The organism is Streptomyces fodineus, assembly GCF_001735805.1.
Lineage (GTDB): Bacteria > Actinomycetota > Actinomycetes > Streptomycetales > Streptomycetaceae > Streptomyces > Streptomyces fodineus.
In genome coordinates, this window is the sequence record NZ_CP017248.1 from 16033 (window position 1) to 39777 (window position 23745).

A 23745-nucleotide genomic window follows, 5' to 3' on the forward strand; every position below is an offset into this window, starting at 1 on the left:
AAGCAGCCACCGCTCCGTTCACACCAGCCCCCCGAAGCGCCCACACCCCGCGAAGACCACTCAGAAGAACTGCGAAATCCCAGCCCACAAACCCCAGAACAGCGCAGAAAAAGTGGGCGACGACAGCGCCTCTCCTGGGTGCGGGTGTGCTGTCCGCATTCGGCCTGAGTCTGTTGGTGGTAGGCGATGCGGCAACCTTCGCTCTCGCAGCCCTGCTCATTGCACTGATCCGGCAGCGGGAGGATCGCCCGCAGTCGGCGCAGCAAGAGGAAACTGGCGCCCAGATCGCCGCCGGCTTCCGTTACATTGCGCGGACTCCCGCCTTGCGCCAGTTCACCGTCGCTGCGTTGCTCGCCGTTGTTGCCTTCGGATTCTGCGAGTCGGTCCTCTTCGCCGTCGTCGACGCAGGACTGCACCGTCCGCCGACCTTCCTCGGCGTCCTCGGCTCATTGCAGGGTACAGGAGCGATAGCGGCTGGGGTGGCCGCCGCAGTGTCCATGCGACGTGCAGGGGAAGGACGGACCGTGATGCTCGGCCTGACCTGCGCTGCCGCAGGCTTCTTCCTCAGTGCAGCCCCATCTCTCCTGGCGGTCGCGCCGGGCGCGGTGCTCATCGGTGCCAGCCTGCCTTTGATCGTTGCGGGCGTCATGACCCTTTTCCAGCGGCGCACGCCCGCCTCTCTGATGGGCCGGACCGATGCCGCGTTGAACGTGCTGATAGGAGTACCGCAGACTGTGGCCATCGCCGCCGGAGCCGCTTTGATCGCGCTGGTGGACTACCGCGTCATCCTCGCGGTGATGGGGGCCCTGATGGCCGCCTCGGCGCTCTACCTGGCCACCCGCACCACTCACCAGCCGATCGAGACAGTAGCCACCGCGCGGCTGGCGCAAGAGCCCGGCGAAGAGACACCGACAACAGCACCGCCGCACCGCGGATGACACCAAGGTCCGAGAGCATGGCTGCGGGCGATGGCGGTTAGGGTCCGCAGGTGTTGAGCAAACCCGGGTGGACGGTGCACTTCGTGAGCCGCGACTTGCCCCCGCCCATGACTTTGCGTTCTTTCCTGGACGTACGGCCCGGCGACCTGGCGTCGTGGCTAGATGAGGCAGGTCTGCCAGACGGCCTGCCGTTTCTGCTCTCGCCGCGGTTCGAGTACGACGTCGCGCTCAACTCGTACTTCCTTCAGGCGAACCTGACGGCACCGTGGAACAGCAACGCCAACCGGGCCCGGGCCCGGTTCTTCACATTCCTGCAAACCGCGCGCGGTGGGAAGTCGTGGCGGGCTGCCACCAAGGCGGATCATCTGGCGTTCCATCGGTGGCGCCGCCGGGATGAGGCCGGGCCGCACGTCGAGGGCAGCACCTGGAATCACGAGGTGTCGCTGGTCAATCAGTTCTACGAGTGGGCCGTCCGGCAGGGGCACGTCGAGGCGGTTCCCATCCCGCACCGCGCCCGCCGCCCCGCACCGGCGGAATCGGTCGTCCGGGCCTTCGACTCGTCCACAGTCCCGGCGACCTATGCGCATGACGAGAACGGCGAAAGCATCGAGTGGATGCCGCCGGCGACCTACCGGCTCTGGCGGGACGTGGGACTTCGAGGCCACGGCCCGGACGGACTGCCCTCGGACCGGTTCCGCGGCCGGTGGGCGGCCCGCAACGCGACGTTCAGCGACCTCATGGTCCGCACGGGGCTACGGCTGACCGAGCAGGCCAGCGTCACCGTCTTCGAGATCCCCACCAGCACTGCCCTGGGCGGATACCAGCGGTTCTGGCTGCCCGGGGTGATCGCGAAGAACTTCTCCGCCCGGTGGGTCTATGTCCCGCACGGCAGCGTCCAGGAGGTGATCGCCTACGTCGAGTGGGACCGGGCCGAGGTGGTCGAACAGGCCCGGGCAGCGGGCCGCTACCAGCGCATCCGCCGACCCCTGGTCATCGCCGACCCGTCCCGCCCGCACGTGGTGCACCGGCTCAGCGCCGGCGGTGTTCACCGGATGCGGCTGCAAGACCTTCAGCCGGTCGAGCGGCGGCGGCTTCTGCGGGAAACCGATGACGGCCTGGAACCTGCGATGCTCTGGCTGAACGAGAACGGGCTGCCGATGTCGGTATCCGGCTGGCAGGCGATGTTCTCCACCGCCAACGACCGCTGCCACAAGGTCAACGTGCTGGTCGAAGCACACGCCCACCTCCTGCGCCACACGTTCGCGGTGGTCACCCTCGAACAGCTCCGGCGGGCCCACATCGCTCAGCTCGCCGAACTCAACCCCCAGCAGCGCGGGCACTACACCCGGATCTTCGGCGACCCGCTGGACTGGGTCCGCCGCCGTCCGCTTCGCCCCCGGCGCCCGCACCGCCTGGCACTGCCGCGGGCTGGCCAGACCCTCTACATCGTCGAGGGCATCGCCCTGGTCCAGTCCCGTGGGGGGAGACCCTCGAAGCCCACCCCGGGGACGTGATCTGGACCCCGCCGGGCGAGGAGCACTGGCACGGCGCCGCCCCCGACCACTTCATGACCCACATCGCCCTGTGGGAGACGACGACGTCGACTTGCTGGAACACGTCACCGACCGCGAGTACGGCGGCCCCCCGCCACAGCACCCGCGCCTGACCGGCCAGGCCCCGAGCACGTGGCCGGCCGCCTGCCGGGCGGCCGACACGCCAGTCAGGGCTGACCAAGCGGGGCCCGGATGCACCTCGGCCACACGAGTGACACACTGAAGCCACGGAGCAGGCGGTTTGTGGCGGAGGATTCCGGGCTGCCCCCTACGCGCCCGACCTGTCCTCTCTGCGTTGCATCCCAGCGGCGATCGATCCGTTCGCTGACCAGTCGGGAACTATCCATGGCCTCTGAAGCACAGTACTCCCCGGATGAGACCGCTCTTCTGGTCGTCGACCCGTACAACGACTTCCTATCCGAAGGCGGCAAACTCTGGCCCAGAGGGAAGGAAGTGGCGGAAGGCATCGGCCTGCTCGACCACATGCGGACCATGCTCGCCACCGCCCGCAGTCGCGGCTTCCGGGTCTTCATCGTGCCCCATCACCAGACGACACCGAGCGACTACCTCACGTGGGACCACCTGTCGGCAACTCAGCAGCACATCGTGAGCCAGCAGATCTTTGCCGAGGGCAGCTGGGGGGCCGAATGGCACCCCGACTTCCAGCCCCGCGAAGACGAGCTCGTCATGCGCCAGCACTGGGCCTCGAGCGGTTTCGCGAACACCGACCTCGACTTCATGCTCAAGCAGCACCACGTCCGGACGATCGTGCTCATCGGCATGCGGGCCAACACCTGCGTGGACACCACTGCCCGCTTCGGCCAGGAGCTCGGTTACCACGTGACCCTCATCCGCGACGCCATCGGCTCCTACAGCTGGGAGGAGATGACAGCGACATTCGAGCTCAACGCGCCTCTGTACGCCCACGCCATCCTCACCACCGACGAGTTCGTCGACGCCGTGAGCCGGAGCGTGCCGGGGACGCGGAGGTGATCATGCCCGGCGAGCGGACGGCCGTCAGGGAACCGTGTCCGGACGGCGGTGAACTCCTGTGAGCGCGGCTGAAGGAGGGTTCGGTGTGGCAGGTACAGGCCTCGTCGGACAGACGGTCGTGGTGGTCGGAGGAAGCGCGGGAATCGGTCTGGAAACCGCGCGTCAGGTGCGTTCGGCAGGCGGCGAGGTGGTGCTCGCGGCGCGGAACGCCCAACGTCTGCAGCGGGCGGCGGATGAGCTGGACCCGCTGAGCACGGCCGCGTTCGACGCCCAGGACACCGATCGCCTGGAGCGCTTTCTCCAGGAGCTGCCCCGGCCGGTCGACCATGTGATGGTCACGGCCGGCAGCCCGTCGTACACGCCCCTCGCCGAGATCGACCTGGCCGATGCCGGACGTGACTTCGGCGGGCGTATCGCGATGATGCTGGCGGCGGCGCGGGCGAGCCGGGAGAAGGTCAGGGCCGGAGGAACGCTGTTGTTCATCGGCGGGACCGGCGGCCGACGGCCCGCGGTCGGGATGGCCGTGATGGGTGCTCTCACCGCGGCACTGCCGGCGCTGACCGCCAACCTGGCACTGGAGGTCGCCCCGGTCCGGGTCAACCTCATCGCGGCCGGCTTCGTGGACACCCCGTTGTCGGCCTCCCTCCTTGGTGACCGACTCGAGGCACGCCGGGAGCAGTTGAGGAAGTCGCTGCCCATCGGCCGGGTGGTCGGTCCTGCGGATGTCGCCGCCCTTGCACTGCACATCATGGCCAACGGCGCCCTCACGGGTGCCACCTACGACATCGACGGCGGCCAACAGCTCGTCACGCACTGATCGGCCAACGACAGCCACGGACCGTAACGAATGCGCACCGGTCCCCGGATTTGCACACTCAGTGCGCATTCTCAGCGGACATTGCGCATCGACTCGCGGATCCTAGACTTCCGGCCGCACGGCACGGTTCCGTCCCGACCCGAGCAAGTTTCCTGCCCGGCCGGCGTGGCGGCGGGCGTGGGCACGACAGCGGCGCCCAGCGCAGCGGCCTCCTCACGGCACAGCTTGCACAGGCCATCCTCGAGGGCGCGGCCGACGACGATGATCCTGGCGCCGCCGTCCCCACAGGAGCCGCGCGGCGGCCCCTCCGGCTCGCGCGGCGCCGGGACCGGGGCCGGGTTGCGGATCGCGTCGTCCAGCACGCAGTCGGCGCGGCGTCCGTCCAGACCGGGACGGGTGCCGTGCTCAGGGCACAGGCCCTGCCCTCCGCGAGAGGCCAAGGGAGAGGCCTCAGGCCACCCCTCGACCCATCACCCCCGGCTCCCTCGGCTCCCTCGGCTCCAGCGAACAACCCCCATATTCAGCGGAGTTCAGTCAACGAACGTCCACCGTGCCAGGGCATTCCGAATCTGCTGAAGGGCATCCACTCGGCGTGTCGGAGCCCACCGGCCACGTCATTCATGGCGACGGGCAAGACGAGGACCAACTGCTGCGCGGACTTCCTTCCCGGGCCGCCTGTGGTACTGCGTCAGCTCGCCGGATCCGGCAAGAAGGAAGAACACTCTCCGTACACGGCAGCAGGGCGTAGTGGCCTGGAGATGAGCGTCCTACCGGAGGCGGAGGCCTGGTGCGGGAAGCAGACTTCGATGGTGGGGTCCGTCTTGGGCAGGGCGGCAGTTCCCGAAACCCTGCCGCGCCGTCCGGTGGCTTCCTGGCTCCCCGCAAGCCGGCGCAGCGCTCAGTACTGCTCGGTCTCGACGAAACCCGAGTTCCCGTCATCGTCCGCGCCGAAGGCGTCCGCGGCGGCGGTCGGGTCGAATCCGGGCGGGCTGTCCTTCAGGGCCAGGCCCATACCGGCCAGCTTCGCCTTGACCTCGTCGATCGACTTCGCACCGAAGTTGCGGATGTCCAGCAGGTCGGCCTCCGAGCGCGCCACAAGCTCACCCACCGAGTGGACGCCCTCACGCTTGAGGCAGTTGTAGGAACGGACCGTGAGCTCCAGCTCCTCGATCGGCAGCGCCAGGTCGGCCGCCAGCGCAGAGTCCGTCGGGGACGGGCCCATGTCGATGCCCTCGGCGTCGATGTTCAGCTCGCGGGCGAGACCGAACAGCTCGACCAGGGTCTTACCGGCCGACGCCATCGCGTCACGGGGACGCATCGCCTGCTTCGTCTCGACGTCGACGATCAGCTTGTCGAAGTCGGTGCGCTGCTCGACACGCGTGGCCTCGACCTTGTACGTGACCTTCAGAACCGGCGAGTAGATGGAGTCGACCGGGATACGGCCGATCTCCTGGCCCACCTGCTTGTTCTGCACGGCGGAGACGTAACCGCGACCGCGCTCGACCGTCAGCTCCATCTCCAGCTTGCCCTTGCCGTTGAGCCTGGCGAGGACCAGGTCGGGGTTGTGCACCTCGACACCGGCCGGGGGCGCGATGTCGGCGGCGGTGACCAGACCCGGGCCCTGCTTGCGCAGGTACATCACGACCGGCTCGTCCTGCTCCGAGGAGACGACCAGCTGCTTGATGTTGAGGATCAGGTCGGTGACGTCCTCCTTGACGCCCGGCACGGTGGTGAACTCGTGCAGGACACCGTCGATGCGGATGCTGGTGACAGCAGCACCCGGGATCGACGACAGGAGCGTACGGCGCAGGGAGTTGCCGAGGGTGTAACCGAAACCCGGCTCCAGCGGCTCGATCACGAACCGGGAACGGAACTCGTCGACGACCTCTTCGGTCAACGAAGGACGCTGAGCAATCAGCACGAGGTATTGCCTCCAGTATTCGGCGCCCGCTATCTGACGCCATAGACACCTCAAGGGTACGGACCTTGCTACCTTCCGGGGCGCCGAACCGCCTGACCGCACCCACCCGCCAGCCGGTCGGCCGACACAAAGCGGTGCCACCAGGCTCACTGCTCCTGCGGGCGGGGCAAAGGAGCCCGACGTCACCATTAGCGACATGAACGGCCTGTTCGCGCGGTCAGCCAGGGAGACCACCGGCATCCAGGACATCAAGCGCCTGGTCGCCGCGCTGCCCTTCCTGGAGGCGCCGTGAGCGGGCGGGGGAGAAAGGCCGTCCTGCCGCCAGCCGACTTCGAGGCGCCCGAGCGGATAGCCGCAGACCGACGGCAGGTCACAGTGATCAAGCTACAGGCGCGGCTTCGACTTCACCATGATGCCGATCCCGGAACGTCGTACCGCTCCGCCCAGACGCCCGCTGACCCACAACCTCACGCAGCTGCCCGGCCCCACACAAGGCCGGGCACATCCCCGCGTTGATCGATCGATGCCAGACGTCAAAGACCCTTCAAGACGCGCTCAAGCGCCGACCGGCCTGCGGGCCCCCACATCGGCTTGCCGCCCGGCAGGCCACGGTCCCCGTCCTGGCCCATCAGCATCAGGAACAGGCTCTTCATCGCGGCCAGCCCACGCGCCCGTCGGACCGCCGCCTCGTCCGCCTGCGCATAGCTGTCGAAGAACCGCGAGGCACCGCCCGCAGGGAGCAGCACCCAGGCGGCCGCAAGGTCCCAGGCCGGGTCGCCGGCGAAGACATCGCCGAAGTCGACCACGCCCGCCAGGGTCCCCTCCGCGACGACGACGTTCGCGGGATGCAGGTCGCCGTGAACCCACACCCGCGGGCCCTCCCACCCGGGAGCCGCAGCCGCGTCGTCCCACACGGCCCGGATGTCGTCCGCAGCGAAGTGGCCGAGGTCCACGGCCCGCAGGAAGCGTTCGAAGCCCTCCGTGCACTCCTTGGGGTGACCACCGCGGTCCGAGGCATCCGGTGCTTCGGCGGGCGCCTCCACATGCAGCGCCTTGAGGAAGGCCGCCAGGACGTCGGCCGCATGGTCGCCACGCGTGATCGAGCCGTGGTCCAGCGGCGTGCCCTCAACCCATGTCATGACGGTCCAGATCTTGGGGAAGCGCTCGGACGGCGCACCGTCCCGCACGGGGACCGGGATCGGCAGCGGCAGGCGCGAGGCCAGGGTCGGAAGCCACCGGCGCTCCTTGAGCTGCAGATCCGGGCTGGTGTCCATCCGCTGCATCCGGACCGCCAACGCGTCCCCGAGGCGCCACATCTGGTTGCCCCAGCCGCCCGCCACCTCGCGGATGGGCAGCCCGGCCAAGTCCGGATGCTGGTCCCGCAGCAGGTCACGGACCAGATCCTCGCTGATCACAATCTCGGATTCGACCATGCGGAGTCACATTACTTGGCGCACGCGGACGCGGGGAACGAGCACGCCCGTACCCGCTCCCCCACAGGACATCAGCCGCGATGATCAGCAACGCCTCCACCGGACGGAGCTCAGGGTCAGCAGCGCTCGGCCCACTCCGCCCGAACCAGAGTCAGGGTTTCCACGTGCGCAGGAAAGCGCCGATCCGGGCAGCGGTGCAGCGCGGACTGTTCAGCTCATGGGCGAGTGCGGTGAGCTGTTCGCGAGTAGGGCTGACCGGGATGTTACTGGCCTCGAGATACATCACCGCGACCGCGCAAGCCACGCTCAAGTTGGAGCGCTCCAGCCAGCGGCAGCGCCCCAGAGTGTGCACCAGGGCGGCCGCACGGGCGTAAACGCCGTCGTAGACGGGTGTGTCGAGCAGTTCACCGCGGTGGCGGGCGACCGCTGCGATGGGGACGCCGTAATCGTCGGCGGCCGGGTCGCGATGACCCGCCCGCTCCGCGACCTCGAGGATCCAGGATTCGTCGACGTGCAGAATCACGCAGCGGCGCCCGGCCGGGGCCCGGCGTACGGGGCGTCGAGTTGCCGCTCCAGGTCGTCGAGGAAGGTGCCGTGCTCATCAATGAGCCGCTGGGCGGCGGCCATACCGGCGGCGCGGGCGCCGGTGGTGTCCTCGATGATGAGCCGCTCCACGTACTTGTTGAAGTCCAGTCGGCGAGCGGCCGCGGCCGCCTTGCCGGCCGCGAGCACGTCCTCCTCCAGCCGGACCTGTGTCTGCTTCTTCGAGGAAGTCACACCCCCACGGTAGCAGGGTGGTAGCAACCTCGGCTAGGCCTGGGACCAGCGCCCCATCGACCCCGCACACGCCAGCAGCGGTGCAGCGCCGACCGCTCCAGCAGGCGGCAAGGCCCCGGCGTCGTAGGCCCCGTTGGGACCATCCCCGCGTGCGCGGGGAGCACGCTGTTGCCGTGCTCTGCACGTCGGAAAGGTTGGGACCATCCCCGCCACTGTGACCCAGTGGGTCTCACTCTGGGCCACTCGGGACCATCCCACGGGTGCGGGAAGCACAGGGACTTCATGCCCAGCGCGCCGACCACGTCGGGACCATCCCTGCAGGTACGCGAGAGGTGTGGGTTGGTGGTGGTCCCTGCCTGCGCGGGCGGCCCGCCGGTGCGGCCGGGGAGGCGGCGCTCCTCGAGGAGCCGGGGGACTACTTCGCGTCCACGTCGGCTTCCGCGGCCCTGCTGGGAGCGTGCTCCTCTTCCCACTGCCGGGTATCCGCTCTGGGCCGGGGGATGAGGAGAGTCGCCAGCATCCCGAGCGCCAGCAGCGCGGCGCAGGTGTATCCGTTGATCCGAATCGCGTGGGACATGGCGTCGCGGGCGGCGTCGGCGGCCGCGGCCATGTGCGGGTTCTCACTCAGTCCGGAGATCATCGCGCCCGCGCTGTCGGAGACCGCCGACGACAGTTCTTTCGCCTGGGGCGCGGGTGTTCCCTGCTCGACGAGCCGGTCCGACAGGTCGGAGTCCAGTGCCGTGAAGAAGGTCGACGTCAGAATCGCGATGCCCAGCGCGGAACCGAGTTGACGTGCGGCGCTCTGGACGCCGGATCCCTGGCCGGCGTGCTGCGGCGGCACATCCGCCAGTACGACGTTGGTGACCTGCGCGGTGGCGAAACCGACTCCCATGCCGTACAGGAACAGGGCGATGCCGATGATCCACCACTGTGAATCGCTGCTGGCCAGCACACCGAACATCAGCAGACCGGTGGCCTCGAGAACCAGGCCGATGCGCACCAGGCCGATGGGGCCGACTTTCTCGGCCATGCCGAAGCTCGCACCGCTCGCGAAGAAGCTGCCGACCGCGACGATGAAGACGATCAGTCCGGTCTGGAGCACCGAGTACCCGAGCGTGTACTGGAGCCACAGGGGGAGAACAGCGAGCATGCCGAACTCCGCCAACGCGATGATCAGCGTCGCGATGCTGCCCGTGCTGAAGGACTTGATGCCGAACAGCGAGGTGTCCATCAACGGCGCCGTGCCGTCCACCCGGGTGAGCCGGACCTGGCGCCGCAGGAACAGCGCCAGGCACACCACGGAGACGACCAGACCGACCGGGATGATGGACAGATCCAGCGCGTCGCCGAAGGGACCGAAGCTCTTGCGCGGGTCCCACCACCCGTAGTTGCGGCCCTCGATCAGCGCGAAAGCGAGGAGCCCGAGGCCCAGCACCGACAGCACTCCGCCGACGGCGTCGACCTTGCCCGGCTGTCGGGGGGACTGGTCCAGGAACTTCAGGACGCCCGCGATGATCAGCACCACGACGAAGATGTTGATGCCGAAGGCCCACCGCCAGGAGAACTCGGCGAGCCAGCCGCCCAGCAGCGGTCCGACGGCGGCCGCCGCACCGATCGTGGATCCCCAGATGGCGAAGGCCTTGCCCCGGTCCGGCCCCCGGAAGGACATGTTGAGCAGGGCGAGCGACGTCGGCATGATGATCGCGCCGCCGACGCCCTGGGCGAACCGGCTGGCGATCAGGAGTTCCCCGGAGGGCGCCAAGGCGGCGGCGATGCTCGCCAGCCCGAACACCACGGTGCCGATGAGGAACAGCCGACGTGCTCCCACCACGTCCGACAGACGCCCCATCACCAACAGTAGAGCAGCCAGGATGATCGCATAGGACTCCTGGATCCACTGGGTGTCGAAGGCCGAGAGCTCGAGGTCGTCGATGATCGGCGGCATCACCACGTTGACGATGGTGAAGTCCACCACCACCAGCGACACACCGAGAGAAATGGCGAGCAATCCCAGCCAGGGATCCCGGTTCGCCGGTAAAGACCGAGTTGGATTGTCAGACACTGCGTTCATCCATCCTATGTGACACGAATAGCCCAGTCTGGTCGCCGAGCGAGAGCTACAAGGCGCTGGGCGGAGAGCCTCCCGACCCGGCGCCCTGGCACTATGTCAGGAGAAGAGGACGAATTCTGACCGCTACTGACACCAATCGGAGGGCAATCCTTGATCGCCAACCGCACGTTGGAGCTCCTCAGCCTGCTGCAGACCCAGAAGGAGTGGACCGGTGACGGGCTGGCCGAGCGGCTGGGCGTCTCCCCCCGGACCGTTCGGCGCGACATCAACCGCCTCCGCGAGCTTGGCTACCCCGTCACGGCGACGAAGGGCCCCTCCGCCTACTACCGGTTGTCCCGCGGAGCGCGACTCCCTCCGCTGATAGTCGACGACGAGCAGGCCCTCGCCATCGCGCTATCCCTGCAGACCGCGCCGGCCTCGGTGACCGGTATGGGGGATGCCACCAAGCGGGCGCTGAACTCCATTCGGGAGCTGCTGCCGCCTCACCTCGCCCACCGGCTCGCGACCTTCTCCGTCGAACAGATCGAGAACGCGTGGGAGCTCGCTCCACCACAGGTCGATCCCGCCCTGCTCGCGCAGCTGAGCACCGCCGCCCAGCAGCGTGACCTCGTGAGGTTCTCCTACCGCTCCATCCACCTCGACTCGATGGAGGACAGCAACGTCCTGGCCGAACCCCACCGGCTCGTCGTCTGGTCAGGACGCTGGTACCTGGTGGCCTACGACCAGCAGAGGCACTCCTGGCACGCCTACCGGCTCGACCGCATCAGGCATCTGGCCCCCACCGGCTGGCGCTTCGGGGAGCGGGAGGTTCCCGATGACGACATCACCCGCTTCGTCCAGAACCAACCCGATCGCGGTGACACCCCGGACACCTGGCCCTGCTGGGGCACCGTCCTGATGGAGTGTCCCGCGACGCTGGTGGCGAAGTGGGCGCCAGGGGCCGCGAGTTTCGAAGCGATCGACGACCGGATCACCCGGATCCAGATGGGAGCCTGGTCGTGGTCGGCGCTCATCGGCTTCCTGATCACCTTCAGTTGTCGCTTCACCGTCGAAGGACCACCCGAACTCGTCGACGCCGCCCGGAAGGTGCTGGGCCGCATCGATGTCGACATACCCCAGCCCGACGGCCACCCGGGGCCGTCGACCGGAACGCCCGGCCCTCGGACGGTGTCCGGCCGGTGATCCCGCCTCTGGAGCACGCCTCCGCCCCGCGGCACCGGGCTTCCGCAGGAGTCAGCGCTCCTCGTGTATCAGTTCGGCACGCTGCTGCAGCGGCTCCCACCAGTCCCGGTTCTCGCGGTACCAGGAGACGGTCTCGGCGATCCAATCCCGATGCAGAGCCGGTAAGTCGTGGTGCCGTGCTCCCCGCGCGTGTGGGGATGGTCCCCACACCCCCGAAGAAGTGCGAGACGAGAACCTGTGCTCCCCGCATCTGCGGAGTGCACCCCGAGGATTAGCAGGACGGCGTTGTCAGTGGCGGTAAGCAGGATGGCGCGCATGACAACACCTGCAGCAGTGATCGTGGATGCAACCGCCTACGCACAGGCAGTCGAGGACGCCGTGAAGGCTTCGGCTGCCTACTACGCGGGCGGCACCTCGGTGCTGGATGACGAGACCTACGACCGGCTGGTGCGCGGTATCGCGGCATGGGAAGCGGCGCATCCCGACCAGGTGCTGCCCGACTCGCCGACGGGGAAGGTCGCCGGCGGCGCCGTGGAGGGGGATGTGCCGCACACGGTGGCCATGCTGAGCCTGGACAACGTCTTCTCGCCCGAGGAGTTCACCGCCTGGACCGCGTCGCCGGCCCGGCGCATCAGCCACCGGACAGCGCGCTTCAGTGTCGAGCCCAAGCTCGACGGTCTGGCGATCGCTGCCCGATACACCCGCGGCCGCCTCACCAGGCTGATCACGCGCGGCGACGGCACGGCTGGCGAGGATGTCTCGCACGCGATTGGCACCATCGAAGGCTTGCCACTCGAGCTGACCGAGCCGGTCACAGTGGAGGTCCGCGGCGAGGTCCTGATGACCACCGCCAACAGTCCGAGCCGCACGAGTTCGGTACGCGAGGCGGTGCCAGTGAGGTCGCGCTCGGCTGCCGTCAGGCAGTCCAGGATCGTGCGAGCGTGGCGCAGCAGGGTCAGACCCGCGGGGGTGAGCCGCACTCCGTCGGGGCGGCGTTCGAACAAGGCGGTGCCCGCGCTTCGTTCGAGGGCGGCGGCTGGCGTGAGACCGCCGACTGTGTGTAGCCGAGCCGGGTGGCTGCTGCGGTGAAGCTGCCGGACTCGGCGATCTGCCGCAGGACCCGTAGGCCTGTGCTGGAGATGTCCATGCGGGATACGCATACCACATATGCTTGATCGTCGCTTCCCGCATGCCCGCCGGGTTCCTAGTGTCGATCCCGACGAACACGGACGAACACGGAGGTCATCACGTGCGAGCGGCAGTTCTGACGCAGTTCGGTGCCCCGCTCACGGTGCGGGAGGTTCCCGACCCCGAGGCCGGCGGCGGCGAGGTGGTGGTCGAGGTCCTCGCCGCCAGCGTGGCGCCCTACGCGGCTGAGGTCTTCAGCGGCGAGCGGAACTATCCCCTGGTCCCTCCCGTCGTGCCCGGGATCGGCGGCGTGGGACGGGTCGTCCGCGTGGGCCCGGACGCCACCCGGCTGCGCCCCGGCGACCTGGTGTGGTGCGACTCGACGGTGCGCTCGCGGGATGACGCCCTGACGCCCGACATCACGCTCCAGGGCTGGAGTTCCCGCGGCGAGGGCGGCGCGCGCCTCGCCCGGTACCTGCACGACGGATCGTTCGCCGAGCTCATGCGGGTCCCGACGGAGAACGTCTTCCCGCTCCCCGCAGTGGCGGGGGACGACCCGGCCCGATGGGCCGCGCTCGGCGTGCACGTCATCCCTTACGGCGGGCTGCTGGCCGGCGGGCTCGCAGCCGGTGAGACGCTGCTCGTCAACGGGGCCACCGGCAACCTGGGCAGCAGTGCGGTCGCGGTCGCGCTCGCCATGGGGGCGGGCCGCGTGGTCGCCCCAGGCCGCAACCAGGCCGCGCTCGACCTCCTCGCCGAGCGGTTCGGTCCGCTCGTGCGCCCGGTCCCGCTCACCGGGGACGAGGCCGGCGACCGCGCGGCGATGTCCGCGGCGGCCGACGGCCCGATCGACATGGTGATCGACCTGCTACCGCCGAGCGCACCCAGCTCGGCAGCACGCACGGCAGCCATGACCGTGCGCGAATACGGCCGCGTCGTTCTCATGGGCGGCGTCGGCATGCTCGGTGGCGACGACCTCGCACTCCCGTACCCATGGATCATGCGCAACTCGATCACCGTGCGCGGCCAGTGGATGTACCCGCGTACAGCGAACGTCGGCATCATCCGGCTCCTCGCCTCGGGCACCCTGGACCTCGCCCCCGAACGGGTCCGGTCGTTCGGCCTCAACGCCGTCAACGACGCCGTCACGTACGCCGCCTCACATGGTGGCCCATTCGACCGCACCACCCTCACCCCACCGGCTCGCTGACAAGACCGACTGATCCCCACATGTCAGCGCCACGTCCCCCGCCCTCACGAGGGCAGGCCGCCATACTGCTGCTGCTATTTCTCGGGTTCTGGCTCACATTCCGTGGAGCTATTACGGACAGTTAGATCTTCGGAGCCATGCGATGGCGGTTTGGATGGGCACGAAGCCGAGGTGAGGTGAGTTCCAGGGCCCGGTTGTCGTGTCCGGCGCTCATGTGGTTGAGCCAGCGTTCGTACCAGGCGAGGAAGTCGGTGGCGGAGGAAACGTTGGGGCCCCAGTACCCGTCGCTGTTACCAATGAGGACGCGGCCGGTGAGGGGACCGGTCACCGCGATGAGGCATACGTCGGTGCAGCCCATCTCGATGATGTGGAGGAAGAGGTCGCGTTCGTGTGCCCCAGGTCCTGTGCCGTTGAAGCCGCGGGTTGTCCCCGGTTCTCCGCGCGGATTCATGACAAGCAGGGAACAGCGCTCCAGCGGCATGAGGCCATAGAACGGCGCCGCGCCTGAGCCGCCGATGTGCATGAGGAACTGCCGATAGGCATCGGGCAGGAGGATGTCGTGCTCGGCCTCAAACGCAGCGATGCGTGCTTCCGCCAGCTTCGGACGGAGGCAGAACTTATGTTGCTCTTCTCCGAAGGAGTGGCTGCGCAGTGGTTGGAACGGGATCGCGGCCAGCTTGCGACGCAGGCGGGGTATGCGGGGATCCACGGTGTATCTTCTCTCGTCTCCGTCACTCTAGTGGGTGGCCGTGGTCAGCTGGCCAGGAGAACCCGAGGAGAGCGAAGCCGGCACGGCCGAACATCTGGCGCTTGAGCATCTTGATCCTGTTGACATGCCCTTCGACCACACCCGAGTTCCAGGGCATGGTCAGGCCAGCGATGGCGGCGTCCCGGTCACGTTCCAGTCCTGCGGCGAGCGTGCGGAGGCTAGGGAGGTCGTCCTGTCGGACGGCGTCGAGCCAGCCCGACAGGCGTTCGCCCTGGCGCTCGGTCAGCATGGTCGCGAACGACCGAACATGGCAGGTGAGGGCGGCGATCTCGGGGCAGTTGGCCGAGACGGTCTCGAGCTGGAGCTGTTCGGACTCGCTGAGCTTCTCGGGGCGGCGGAGGATCCATCCGGCAACGGAGCGGGGCCGCGGGTGGCCGAGCTGCCACCGGCCGTGGCGATGGTCGACTACGGCAACGGACTGCGCCACTGCACCCACGACATGCTCACGCCGGATGTCCCCTGGATCAGCGCTTGATGGTCCTCCGCCAGGAGGGAGGGGTCAGACGGCCGCGCGGCGGAGGACGTCTGTCAGGGACTGCCCGTTGGTCGTGACCCGGGCGAGGACGAAGGGGTCGTCGAGGCTGTCCGCCGGATCGGTGGCCGTCAGGTCCACCGCTCCCCCGGAGGCGATCCGGTTCAGTACGCCCTGGTGCTCGACGGTGTCCAGGAGTACCGCGAGTGAGGCGCGGACCGGTTCGGGCCAGTCCACTTCCAGCCGGACCGTGTCCGCGCCGGCCAGTGCCCGCCACCGGGTCACGGTGTCCGCACCGTCCGCCGGGGTGTCGCTGTGCAGGACCCGCAGGAGGTCCTCGAGGTCCGGGCGGGCGGCCAGGTCGAGTACCAGCAGGGGCGGGCGGTCGGTGAGCCCGGCGGCACGGCGGACGGGTACGGCCTCGCTGCACAACCGGCGGGCCTGGTCGCGGACGAACGTCTCGACGTCGGCCTGCTCCTGCTGCTCCTCGGTGAGGGCGAAGGCCAGGTCGCCCGCCAGCGTGCGGTCGTCCAGCGGGCCGCTGGCCAGGTGGCGCAGGCATGCGCGTAGTACGGCGTCGGCCGCGGGGCTGCCCGGCCGGTCCTCGCAGGCGGACAGCAGGGCCTGGCCCGCGATGAGCAGGAGTGTGAGTGCGGGCATGGGGGTGTCGGGGGCCAGGAGCAGGGTCGGGCTCTGGCCCGCGCGGCGGCCGCGCAGGAACCGCAGCAGGGGGAGCATGGCCGGGGCCAGGCCGGTGAAGGTCCCCTCTTCCAGGAGCATGGTGAACAGCAGGTCGCTGCTGTGCCCTTGGCGGTCGGTCAGGAGGTCCACGGCTTCCAGCGCGGCGGCCTCGGCGTAGATCATCGCGGGCCAGTCCTGCAGCAGAGCGGCGTCGCAGGCCGGGACCCGGCCGCTGGTGTAGGCGGTGAGCACGTCCTCGCAGGCCTCGATGACGGGCAGCGGGATTTCCCGGTACAGCCTGGAGCTCCTGTTCCCGCCCGGCTCGCGTGCTTCCCGCCGTTTCCTGCTGGCCTTGCCCACGCCTGGCACCTCCACCGGATAGGGGCCGTGACGCCCGTGCGCCGGTCCTGGCCGCCAGCCTGCCAGGCACCGCGCCCCCGTGTGGCCGGAACGGGGCCAGCAACACCCCTACGGCTGGCGGGGCGAACAGGTCACGATCGGCGGTGCTCGCGCCAGGAGCGGCACAGCGCGGTGAACTCTTCCTGGCGCTCGGTCAGGAGGTCCTGGGGGCGCTGTAGGTGGCAGTCGAGGATGTGCACGCCGTCCTGGAAGGGTTCGAAGCCGATGGTGGCCCACAGGCGGCCGAGCTTGGCGGCCGCCTCGTGGTGCTGTTCCTCGGTCATCTCGCGGCCGTCGGCCGATCCCGGCTGGCACGCAACGGCGGTACAGCCCTGGGACAGGCGGCGGATGGCCGCACCGGCCAGGACCGGGCTTCCTCTGTGATCCCGCACCAGCAGGGGCAGCCCGCGGCCAGAGAGACGCGGCGGGACGGAGCGCCAACAGATGGGCGACGTGACGCAGAACCGGAGGCTCGGCGGCTACGGGCGGTGCTGCTGGCGGAAAGCGGCAGACACGGCGCCGAGCAGGAAGAGTGCGGGACCGCTCCCCGATGGGGCCGGCCGTTGGCCTGCTGGGGCTCGCCCCCGGTCGGGTGCGGCAATCGAGAGCCGGGGGGCGGACTGTCGGGTCCTTATTGGGCCGGGTGCGGGCCCTGGAGCCGTTGGCCCCGGCGGGTGGGGCTGAGCGAGCGCGGTTGGTCCCGGGGCTGTCAGCGGGACTCGAGGTCAGCACGCGCTCGGGGCCGTCGGCGGTGCCCGCCCACGGCACCTCGGCTCCACCGGCCAGCGACGTCGGCCGGAACCGGGATGCCGCAGTACCGGCGGGGCCGCGTGCCGGGGCCGGACGGCATCAGCGGCGCGGTGGAACGCAACGACATCGTGGGCTGCCCGCCCGAAGTGGATGAGCAACCGAAGTCGCCGCGGGCATGGACGCGGAGACCGGCTCAGTACGGGGCGGGACCAGCCCGCGTGGGGCCGGTCCCGCCCGGCGCAGGCACGGTGTCAACGGGCCTGCAAAGTCCCTGGGTGCTTCGGTTTGCGGCCAGTAGCGAGTCAGGGAGCTGCCGAGGTCGGTGCTGCGTGGGGGCCAAGAGCCTTGGCTCCCACGCCGCGCCGATCTCGGTTGGATCCAGCATCCCCGTCCCCGCCCGGCTGGGCAAGGCAAGCCCGAACACCCGTGAGCCGAGCCCGAGATGGCCACGGCGGCCGTGCCGTGCAAAAGCCGTGGCCGGTGCCGATTCCGGCCGCCCCACCTGGGGATGCGGCGGCCGGTGTGCCGCCTGGAACACAGGTGAGCCGAAGGTCCGCGGGCACGGGCGGGGACGTGCCATGCTGCTCGGCACCGGCGCGCCCGGCAGGTGTCAACTGCCGCCCGCCTCCCGGTTTTTGCGGCCAGTAGCACACCCCGGGGAACGGTCGCCGGCCATAGCGCCGGCGGCCCGCCCCCTTCGATCAGGGAGGGTTCACCTCGTCATGTCCATCATCCGCCCGGGCGCGCTCGCGCCTGTCCCCGATCACGGCCGTGGCGGCCGCACCCCGGTGAGCGCCGCGCAGGTGTGCGGCATCAGCGTCTTCCCCGTCCTGGGTGCCGTCCTCGCTGCCACCGGCATGCCGGTGCGCGAGGTGTTCGTCCTGCTCGCCGGCTGCGGCGCGATCGGCGCCGCGGTCTACGCGGTCGGCGTGGGCGGCCGGCAGCTGCTGCAGGCGCTCACCGCCGCCCTGAACGCCGCCGCCGGCAAGTAGGGGGGCGGCCGTAAGGTGCGCCCGACCACCGCCGTCCCCGCCGGCCCGCGCCGCGCCGAGCTGTCGGCCTACCTCGACCGTCTGCGGCAGGGGGCCCAGCTCACCTTCGCCGAGCTCGCCGAGCGCACCACCGCGCTCGGCGTTCCGGCCCCGGCCGTCTCCGCGGCCACCCTCAAGCGCGCGGCCGGCTGCCTCACCGTGCCCAAGGAGACCACCGTGGTGGCCTTCGTCCGCGGCTGCGACGCCACCGCGGAGCAGGAGCGCCGCGCCCTGCAGCTGTGGCGCAGGGCGCGCGCCGAGGAGCGCGGCATCCTGCCCGCCCTGCGCCCGCCCGCCATCGGCAACATCCGCACCCGAGCCGACTTCGCGGCCGCGCTCGCCGCGGAGTACGAGAAAGCCGGCGCGCCTGCCCTGCGGACCCTGCAGCAGCGCGCTGGCGCCGCGGGAGACGTGTTCGTGCTGCCCCTCAGCACCGCATGGTGCATCGTCCGCCGCGGAGGGCACCCCTCCGACTGGAACCAGTGCGCGGCCTTCCTGCGCGGCTGCGGCGTCACCGGCCGCCGGGGCCTGGACGAATGGCAAGCCGCCTGGCACCGCGTCACCACCGGCCGTGTACGGGCCCGCTTCCGCGCCCCCGACGCCTGGGCCGGCGCCAAAGCCATGGTCCACCAACACAGTCGGCTCACCCTCAAGGAGATCGCCCGGTTGCCCCACCGGGAAGTCATGGTGCCGGTCAGCGCCTCCGTGGCGCGTCTTCTCCTGCAGCTGCCGGAGAAGACGCGCGACCACGCTGTGGGCGTCGGGATTCTGCGCATGATGGAGGTCGAGCAGCGACGCAACGGCACCGCACCCGACACCGGCATCAACCCCGGCCTCGCCCGCGACATCGGGTGGTTCGCCTGGGGCGCCGAGCTTCACTCGCGGATCCATGCCCCGATCACGACCCGCCCGGACCGCCCGGCCACCCAGACGGACCGACAGCCCCGCCATAGAACCCCCGCCGCGCCGAAACCCGTCTGACGAGCAGCATGGCCGCTCTCGATACAGCCCTGCGCGGTTGGTGGTCGGCGTGAGAATGACATGGCCCTTCGTCACTCATGCCAGCAACGAGTGAGCACCACCCGTCAGCGTCAACGACCAGGTCACCGCACCTGCGCCACTGACGCCCAGACGACGACGTTCAACCGACACTCCCCCGCAGACCATCACCGCAGGTGTGCCCGTCGCTCAGAATGCCGCCCCGCAGCGGTGGCGATGAGGCGTCGGTACAGGTGAGGGGCAGATGGCAGGTGCCCGAGTGCAAGGGTGCAAGGCTGCTGCGGCCGGGTCGGGCTAGACCTCGATGTAGGCGACGACCACGACGGTGCGCAGCGCGGTGACGAAGTACAGGACCCGGACCTGTTCGACATCGTCGGTGTACTGGCGCAGCTGGGGGCCGGTGGTGTCGCCGGGGATCGGCTCGCCGACGTCGGGGGCGACGGAGACGACGACCAGGGCGCGGTCCAGGGCGTGGATCTGCGCCTCGCTGGTGATGTTCTCCAGCTGCTTGGCGGCAGAGTCGGAGAAGGCGATCCGGGCGCGGCGCGGGCCGTGCTGCGGGGTCATCAGGCGACGGCCGGGCGCTGCGAGGCGAGCCGGGCGAGGTGGGCCTCGCGCAGCTCCTCCCACGGCGTGCAGTCCTCCACCGACGGCAGGCCGTTGGTGGCGATGTCCTCCAGGACGGCGGCGAGCTGGTCGGCGTTCTCCCGGGTCTTGGCCGCGTAGGCGCGGACCGCGTCGGCGGCCGCGGGCTCCAGCTGCTGCCGGGCGTGGTCGGCGGGTGCCGGCTGTTCGCTCATCGAGGGCTCCGTAAGGGCGGGACTGGCGTTTTCCCAACGGTATCGGCCGCACTCGGTGCTGGGGACCACTCCGGACGAACCGGCCCGTGCGAGCGGTTGGGACCCAGCGACCCAGGAGGACCCAGCTACGGGCCCCGTTCGTGTCTACCAGGGAAAACACCGGTCTCCGGACCCAGGGACCCAGGTTGTGGGGCGGTTGCTGGGTCCACCTGGGTCCCGGTCGGCGATGACACAGATCAGCTGATCAGTGACACAGACAGGCATGTCCACTGGGGGAACAGGGGGTTGATGACACAGGTCGGCCCTGCCTGTCCCGTGCCACTGGATCTTGACCGTTTGCCATCGGACTTTGACGGACGCGAGTTTGTGTCATCGGAGTTTGATCACCTCAGGTCAGCGACTCAGCGCACCTTCGGTGCGCGCCGGGGGCGTGGTAAAATCCGTGGCGCGCTGGAGGTGCTTCTGTCTGCCCTGACGGCCATCTGCACGGGTGCAGCCTGTCGTCACCGTTCCGTCACAAGTGGTCGCCGCACGGAACCCTGCCGCTCTCCCGCCCTGTCTGCACTCACGTACCACGACCACGCGTACCGCGGGGCAACAACCGACGACCGAAACCCGCGGACGAGACGACTCAGGGGGACGACAGCATGCGTCACAGCAACGGCATTCGCAGGGCGGCTCTGGCGACGACGGCGGTCACGGCCGTCGCGGCGGCGGTGACCGGCATCCTGCCCGGCACCGCCATGGCGGCGAGCACCACCACCTCCACCCCGCCGCCCGCCTGCCCGGCCTCCGCCCTCCAGGTCAGCGCCTGGCAGGCCGTCCATCGGCCCGTCGGGACCGGGACCGGGGCGGCGGTCGTGCAGTTCACCAACGTCTCCCGCAGGACGTGCGTCCTGAAGGGCCATCCGACGGTCGCGGGCGCCGGCAACGGCTCCCCCGCCCACAGCACCCCGCTCAAGGTCACCCCCACCGGCAGGGCGGCCACCGTGACGGTCCGGCCGCACGGCAAGGCGTGGGTGAAACTGACCTTCGTCCAGGTCCAGGGGGAGGCCGACGGCTACTGCGTGTCGGGCAAGGACCCGGTGACGTATCCGACGATGGTCATCGGGCTGCCGCACTCCGGGAAGCACCAGGTCGCCCTGAACGACGGGGTGTGGGCCGAGTGCGACAACAAGGTGACCGTCACCCCGGTCTCGGCGGTCAAGCCTTCCTGACCCCACCGTCCCCACAAATCGAGCAGCCTGCGATCGCAACGCTCTGACCTGCACGTTTACGAGGCGCTGCACATAAATGCAGGTCAGCGACTCAGCGCACCTTCGGTGCGCTGAGTCGCTGACCTGCGGTGATCAAACTCCGATGACACAAACTCGCGTCCGTCAAAGTCCGATGGCAAACGGTCAAGATCCAGTGGCACGGGACACTGCCCGGCCGGACTGTTCAGGAGCGGACGGTAACCGGGCGCGAGCCGTGTCACGCTGATCAGGCAAGAGGCCCGGATCCAGGTCCACCCGCCGAGTCTCTCGCGTCCGGCCCGCGCGCTGGGGCACCCCGTTAGGCTTCCGCTCAAGCGGGGAAGCACGATCCGAAAGCCCGGCGTATGGCGACGTAGTACGCGACATACACGAATTGCTTGCGGGATCAAGGAGGAGCCTCATGGTGTGGACGTGGCGGTTCGAGAAGGCGGACGGTTCGGAGACGGCGTCCCCCGTCGAACCAGAGGAGTTCACGACCCAGGGCGACGCCGAGGCATGGATCGGGGAGGAGTGGCGGGCTCTGCTCGACGGCGGCGTCGACCAGGTCCGGCTGTTCGAGGACGATACGGAGATCTATCCGGCGCCGATGAGCCTGCAGGAGGCCGCGGACGCGGGCTGACGGGAACCGGACAACCGACGGCAAGCACCGCCGGGAACCGGCACCACCGCACGGACGCCGTGCGGTGCCCTGAGCCCAGGGGCTCAGGGGCTCAGGGGCTCAGGGGCTCAGGGCCGTGGTATCAGTTCGAAACTCCTCAGCCGGACCAGATCAGCTGAGACGGCCGCGGGCATCCACTTTCCTCGGACCAAATCACTTGAGATTCCTGGCCCCTCCGCGTCTCACTTGATCTGGTCGCTCCAGGTCCGAGCCGGTTCCGCGGACCAGATCCTCCGCAGACTGGGTGGAGTGGCGGGGTGGCGGGCCGGACCTGTGGGAGCACTGACCAGGCGTGACCGCGTGCAGTGTCGACTGTTGTCGATTGCCCCGCTGGCGGTGTCTGCCGAGGCTAGAGTCTGCCCTGAACAGCTTGGGGGGCCTCATGATCATCCGTCGTGCGGCAGTCGCCGCCACCGCCATCTGCGCATTCACAACCGCTGGCTGCGGTACCGGCCAAAGCACTGGTCACAGCTCCGGTCCCATAGTCCCGGCGATCGCCGCTGGTCTGCCCCACGCTCTCGTGGGTAGCGACTACAACTCCGTCACGCTCCTCGAAACCCAGACGCAGAACGGCTCCGTCACCGGCACCCTCGATGAAACCGAGGTGAAATACAGTGGCCCCGAGCACCAGCGTGCGGTCGTTACTGGAACGCTGACGGGGTCCGAGGTCGCCCTCACCGTGAAATTCGGGCTGGGGAGCACGGTCATCAACGGCACTCTGAACGGTGACACCCTCACCCTGCAGGTGCCGCAGTCCAACGGTCAGATCGAGGACTACGTGCTGAAGCCTGGCGGCGTCGACGAATACAACCAGCGCGTCGCCGGACTCGAATCCGATGGCAGCCCCAGCCCGACGGCTCAGCCCTCCAAGTTCTACTGAGTTCAAGCGACCGCGCGCGACCGCCCCGTCTCAACCGTGGAGACGGGGCGGAGGGCACTAAGACGTCATCTCATTTGGTGAGTCGGTGGTAGCAGATGAGGGTGCAGGCGATGCTGGTGAAGGCCAGGAAGTGGCTGGCTTTGCGTTCGTAGCGGCGGTGCAGTCGGCGGTATCCGGCGAGCCAGGCCATGGTCCGTTCGATCGTCCAGCGGTGACGGCCGAGCCGCTCGGAAGACTCGATGCCTTTACGGGCGATGCGGTGCCGGATGCCGCGTGTGCGTAACCATCGGCGCAGGTGGTTGTAGTCGTAGCCCTTGTCGGCGTGCAGCTTGGCCGGACGTCGCCGGCGCGGTCCGCGACGGGAGCGGATGGGCGGGATTCCCCGCACGAGCGGTTCGAGTGCCTGGCTGTCGTGCAGATTCGCGCCGGAGATCCCTACAGAAAGGGGCAGTCCGGTGCGCTCGGTGATCAAGTGGATCTTCGAGCCGTACTTGCCGCGGTCGACAGGATTCGGACCCGTCGGTTCCCCCTTTTCAGGGCCCGCATGTTCACGGAGTCGATCGCGCAGCGCGACCAGTCCGGCTCTCCGCGAGAGCCGAGCTCGTCGAGTACCAGGCGGTGCAGCTTCGCCCATACCCGGGCCTTCGACCACTCGGCGAATCGCCGGTGGGCCGTCGCTCCCGAGGGCCCGAACGACGCAGACGGCAACTGCTGCCACGTGCAGCCCGACGTGGCCACGAACACGATCGCGGCCAGCACTTCCCGGTCGCCGTGACGGCGCCGGCCGCCACCCTGCGGACGAGTCGGCGCCTCCGGCACCACCCGCTGGAACAACTCCCACAACTCATCCGGCTCTACCTTCTTCCTGGGTCTGCCCCAGCCACTCGTAGGGTTGTGGCGCCCAGGGGAGCCGGGTGTGGCTCTCATCCGGCTGCCGCGCATGGCTTTTGGTGCTTGGCCGCCCGACTCCCCACGACGACTCGGCCGCCGATTGGGAAATGCGAACAGGTCGCTGTGTAGAGCAATG

Annotated in this window: 25 protein-coding genes and 2 pseudogenes; 13 read left to right on the top strand and 14 right to left on the bottom strand. The window is 69.4% G+C overall.

All coding sequences use genetic code 11. The features are described from left to right. Positions 1-134: 134 nt before the first annotated feature. The 5 genes from BFF78_RS00060 (at position 135) to BFF78_RS00080 (ending at position 4301) form a co-directional block, all read left to right on the top strand. Positions 135-938, top strand: coding sequence for an MFS transporter (locus tag BFF78_RS00060; RefSeq protein WP_227026094.1), 804 nt, complete (start codon positions 135-137; stop codon positions 936-938). A gap of 107 nt (positions 939-1045) precedes the next feature. Further along, positions 1046-2452, top strand: a complete 1407-nt coding sequence (locus BFF78_RS49895) for a site-specific integrase (protein ID WP_418346599.1) — start codon at positions 1046-1048, stop codon at positions 2450-2452. Further along, positions 2449-2604 carry a cupin domain-containing protein gene (locus BFF78_RS49900; protein ID WP_418346601.1) on the top strand — a complete coding sequence of 52 codons (156 nt, stop codon included), beginning with the start codon at positions 2449-2451 and terminating at the stop codon, positions 2602-2604. Before BFF78_RS49895 ends, BFF78_RS49900 begins: the two co-directional genes overlap by 4 nt. Positions 2605-2836: 232 nt before the next feature. Further along, positions 2837-3484 carry a cysteine hydrolase family protein gene (locus tag BFF78_RS00075; RefSeq protein ID WP_069776363.1) on the top strand — a complete coding sequence of 216 codons (648 nt, stop codon included), beginning with the start codon at positions 2837-2839 and terminating at the stop codon, positions 3482-3484. Positions 3485-3569: 85 nt separating this feature from the next. After that, positions 3570-4301, top strand: coding sequence for an SDR family oxidoreductase (locus BFF78_RS00080; RefSeq protein ID WP_227025645.1), 732 nt, complete (start codon positions 3570-3572; stop codon positions 4299-4301). Positions 4302-4372: 71 nt separating this feature from the next. Here the strand turns inward: BFF78_RS00080 and BFF78_RS00085 are convergent, their stop codons facing one another. From BFF78_RS00085 to BFF78_RS00110, 6 genes are all read right to left on the bottom strand, one after another. Then, entirely contained in the window at positions 4373-4663 is a 291-nt protein-coding gene (locus tag BFF78_RS00085) for a hypothetical protein (protein WP_069776365.1), read from the bottom strand. 536 nt (positions 4664-5199) lie between these two features. Beyond that, on the bottom strand, positions 5200-6222 hold the full coding sequence (locus tag BFF78_RS00090; RefSeq protein ID WP_069776366.1) for a DNA-directed RNA polymerase subunit alpha: 1023 nt from the start codon (positions 6220-6222) through the stop codon (positions 5200-5202). 533 nt (positions 6223-6755) lie between these two features. Next, the gene (locus BFF78_RS00095; protein WP_069776367.1) at positions 6756-7655 is read right to left on the bottom strand and encodes an aminoglycoside phosphotransferase family protein; all 900 of its coding nucleotides are present in this window, start codon (positions 7653-7655) and stop codon (positions 6756-6758) included. Positions 7656-7806: 151 nt separating this feature from the next. Beyond that, positions 7807-8178 (bottom strand): fic family toxin-antitoxin system, toxin component, encoded by a 372-nt coding sequence (locus tag BFF78_RS00100; RefSeq protein ID WP_069776368.1) that lies wholly within the window; start codon positions 8176-8178, stop codon positions 7807-7809. Continuing rightward, entirely contained in the window at positions 8175-8432 is a 258-nt protein-coding gene (locus BFF78_RS00105; protein ID WP_227025646.1) for a hypothetical protein, read from the bottom strand. The genes BFF78_RS00100 and BFF78_RS00105 overlap by 4 nt, the downstream gene beginning before the upstream one ends. Before the next feature lie 415 nt (positions 8433-8847). Beyond that, on the bottom strand, positions 8848-10440 hold the full coding sequence (locus BFF78_RS00110; RefSeq protein WP_335755295.1) for an MFS transporter: 1593 nt from the start codon (positions 10438-10440) through the stop codon (positions 8848-8850). Between the two features lie 213 nt (positions 10441-10653). Here BFF78_RS00110 and BFF78_RS00115 point away from each other — a divergent pair, with 213 nt between their 5' ends. Further along, a complete protein-coding gene (locus BFF78_RS00115) occupies positions 10654-11685 on the top strand; it encodes a helix-turn-helix transcriptional regulator (RefSeq protein WP_069776371.1) in 1032 nt (343 codons plus the stop codon). Between the two features lie 306 nt (positions 11686-11991). Further along, positions 11992-12537: pseudogene (locus BFF78_RS00120) on the top strand (NAD-dependent DNA ligase LigA); the annotation flags it as partial. 2 nt (positions 12538-12539) lie between these two features. Here BFF78_RS00120 and BFF78_RS42185 read toward each other — a convergent pair. Beyond that, a pseudogene (locus BFF78_RS42185) lies at positions 12540-12832 on the bottom strand (LysR family transcriptional regulator); the annotation flags it as partial. 102 nt (positions 12833-12934) lie between these two features. Between BFF78_RS42185 and BFF78_RS00125 the strand changes: the two are divergent. Then, positions 12935-14023, top strand: a complete 1089-nt coding sequence (locus BFF78_RS00125) for an alcohol dehydrogenase catalytic domain-containing protein (protein WP_079161040.1) — start codon at positions 12935-12937, stop codon at positions 14021-14023. A 121-nt stretch (positions 14024-14144) separates the two neighbouring features. Here BFF78_RS00125 and BFF78_RS00130 read toward each other — a convergent pair whose 3' ends face one another. The 4 genes from BFF78_RS00130 to BFF78_RS00145 form a co-directional block, all read right to left on the bottom strand. Further along, positions 14145-14732 carry an SMI1/KNR4 family protein gene (locus BFF78_RS00130; RefSeq protein ID WP_069776373.1) on the bottom strand — a complete coding sequence of 196 codons (588 nt, stop codon included), beginning with the start codon at positions 14730-14732 and terminating at the stop codon, positions 14145-14147. Between the two features lie 22 nt (positions 14733-14754). Further along, complete coding sequence (locus BFF78_RS00135; protein ID WP_069776374.1) at positions 14755-15219, bottom strand: transposase; 465 nt, start codon at positions 15217-15219, stop codon at positions 14755-14757. Between the two features lie 72 nt (positions 15220-15291). Further along, positions 15292-16305, bottom strand: coding sequence for a hypothetical protein (locus BFF78_RS00140; protein ID WP_069776375.1), 1014 nt, complete (start codon positions 16303-16305; stop codon positions 15292-15294). A 131-nt stretch (positions 16306-16436) separates the two neighbouring features. Continuing rightward, on the bottom strand, positions 16437-16628 hold the full coding sequence (locus tag BFF78_RS00145; RefSeq protein ID WP_227025647.1) for a hypothetical protein: 192 nt from the start codon (positions 16626-16628) through the stop codon (positions 16437-16439). Between the two features lie 1188 nt (positions 16629-17816). Between BFF78_RS00145 and BFF78_RS00150 the strand changes: the two genes are divergently transcribed. Both BFF78_RS00150 and BFF78_RS00155 read left to right on the top strand, forming a co-directional pair. Then, entirely contained in the window at positions 17817-18086 is a 270-nt protein-coding gene (locus BFF78_RS00150; protein WP_069776376.1) for a hypothetical protein, read from the top strand. 15 nt (positions 18087-18101) lie between these two features. Then, entirely contained in the window at positions 18102-19106 is a 1005-nt protein-coding gene (locus BFF78_RS00155; RefSeq protein WP_069776377.1) for a hypothetical protein, read from the top strand. Between the two features lie 312 nt (positions 19107-19418). Here the strand turns inward: BFF78_RS00155 and BFF78_RS00160 are convergent, their stop codons facing one another. Together BFF78_RS00160 and BFF78_RS00165 are read right to left on the bottom strand one after the other, a co-directional pair. After that, a complete protein-coding gene (locus BFF78_RS00160) occupies positions 19419-19691 on the bottom strand; it encodes a hypothetical protein (protein ID WP_069776378.1) in 273 nt (90 codons plus the stop codon). Beyond that, complete coding sequence (locus BFF78_RS00165; RefSeq protein ID WP_069776379.1) at positions 19691-19924, bottom strand: hypothetical protein; 234 nt, start codon at positions 19922-19924, stop codon at positions 19691-19693. The genes BFF78_RS00160 and BFF78_RS00165 overlap by 1 nt, the downstream gene beginning before the upstream one ends. Before the next feature lie 647 nt (positions 19925-20571). Here BFF78_RS00165 and BFF78_RS00170 point away from each other — a divergent pair. The 3 genes from BFF78_RS00170 (at position 20572) to BFF78_RS00180 (ending at position 22718) form a co-directional block, all read left to right on the top strand. Beyond that, on the top strand, positions 20572-21141 hold the full coding sequence (locus tag BFF78_RS00170) for a DUF4232 domain-containing protein (protein ID WP_069776380.1): 570 nt from the start codon (positions 20572-20574) through the stop codon (positions 21139-21141). Positions 21142-21580: 439 nt separating this feature from the next. Then, the gene (locus BFF78_RS00175) at positions 21581-21799 is read left to right on the top strand and encodes a hypothetical protein (protein ID WP_069776381.1); all 219 of its coding nucleotides are present in this window, start codon (positions 21581-21583) and stop codon (positions 21797-21799) included. A gap of 421 nt (positions 21800-22220) precedes the next feature. Next, positions 22221-22718: a hypothetical protein gene (locus tag BFF78_RS00180; protein ID WP_159032893.1), complete on the top strand. Its 498-nt coding sequence runs from the start codon at positions 22221-22223 to the stop codon at positions 22716-22718. 70 nt (positions 22719-22788) lie between these two features. Here BFF78_RS00180 and BFF78_RS00185 read toward each other — a convergent pair. After that, a protein-coding gene (locus BFF78_RS00185; RefSeq protein WP_418346738.1) for an IS5 family transposase occupies positions 22789-23645 on the bottom strand; the annotation gives its coding sequence in 2 pieces (ribosomal slippage) (positions 22789-23249 and positions 23249-23645; 858 coding nt in all). Between the last annotated feature and the right edge of the window lie 100 nt (positions 23646-23745).

Excerpts from the sequence above, each read along its gene's own strand:
- BFF78_RS00075 (WP_069776363.1), top strand. The coding sequence starts at position 2,837 with ATGGCCTCTGAAGCACAGTACTCCCCGGATGAGACCGCTCTTCTGGTC.
- BFF78_RS49895 (WP_418346599.1), top strand. The coding sequence starts at position 1,046 with ATGACTTTGCGTTCTTTCCTGGACGTACGGCCCGGCGACCTGGCGTCG.
- BFF78_RS00150 (WP_069776376.1), top strand. The coding sequence starts at position 17,817 with ATGTCCATCATCCGCCCGGGCGCGCTCGCGCCTGTCCCCGATCACGGC.
- BFF78_RS00165 (WP_069776379.1), bottom strand. The coding sequence starts at position 19,924 with ATGAGCGAACAGCCGGCACCCGCCGACCACGCCCGGCAGCAGCTGGAG.
- BFF78_RS00170 (WP_069776380.1), top strand. The coding sequence starts at position 20,572 with ATGCGTCACAGCAACGGCATTCGCAGGGCGGCTCTGGCGACGACGGCG.
- BFF78_RS00095 (WP_069776367.1), bottom strand. The coding sequence starts at position 7,655 with ATGGTCGAATCCGAGATTGTGATCAGCGAGGATCTGGTCCGTGACCTG.
- BFF78_RS00180 (WP_159032893.1), top strand. The coding sequence starts at position 22,221 with ATGATCATCCGTCGTGCGGCAGTCGCCGCCACCGCCATCTGCGCATTC.
- BFF78_RS00160 (WP_069776378.1), bottom strand. The coding sequence starts at position 19,691 with ATGACCCCGCAGCACGGCCCGCGCCGCGCCCGGATCGCCTTCTCCGAC.
- BFF78_RS00175 (WP_069776381.1), top strand. The coding sequence starts at position 21,581 with ATGGTGTGGACGTGGCGGTTCGAGAAGGCGGACGGTTCGGAGACGGCG.
- BFF78_RS00145 (WP_227025647.1), bottom strand. The coding sequence starts at position 16,628 with ATGACCGAGGAACAGCACCACGAGGCGGCCGCCAAGCTCGGCCGCCTG.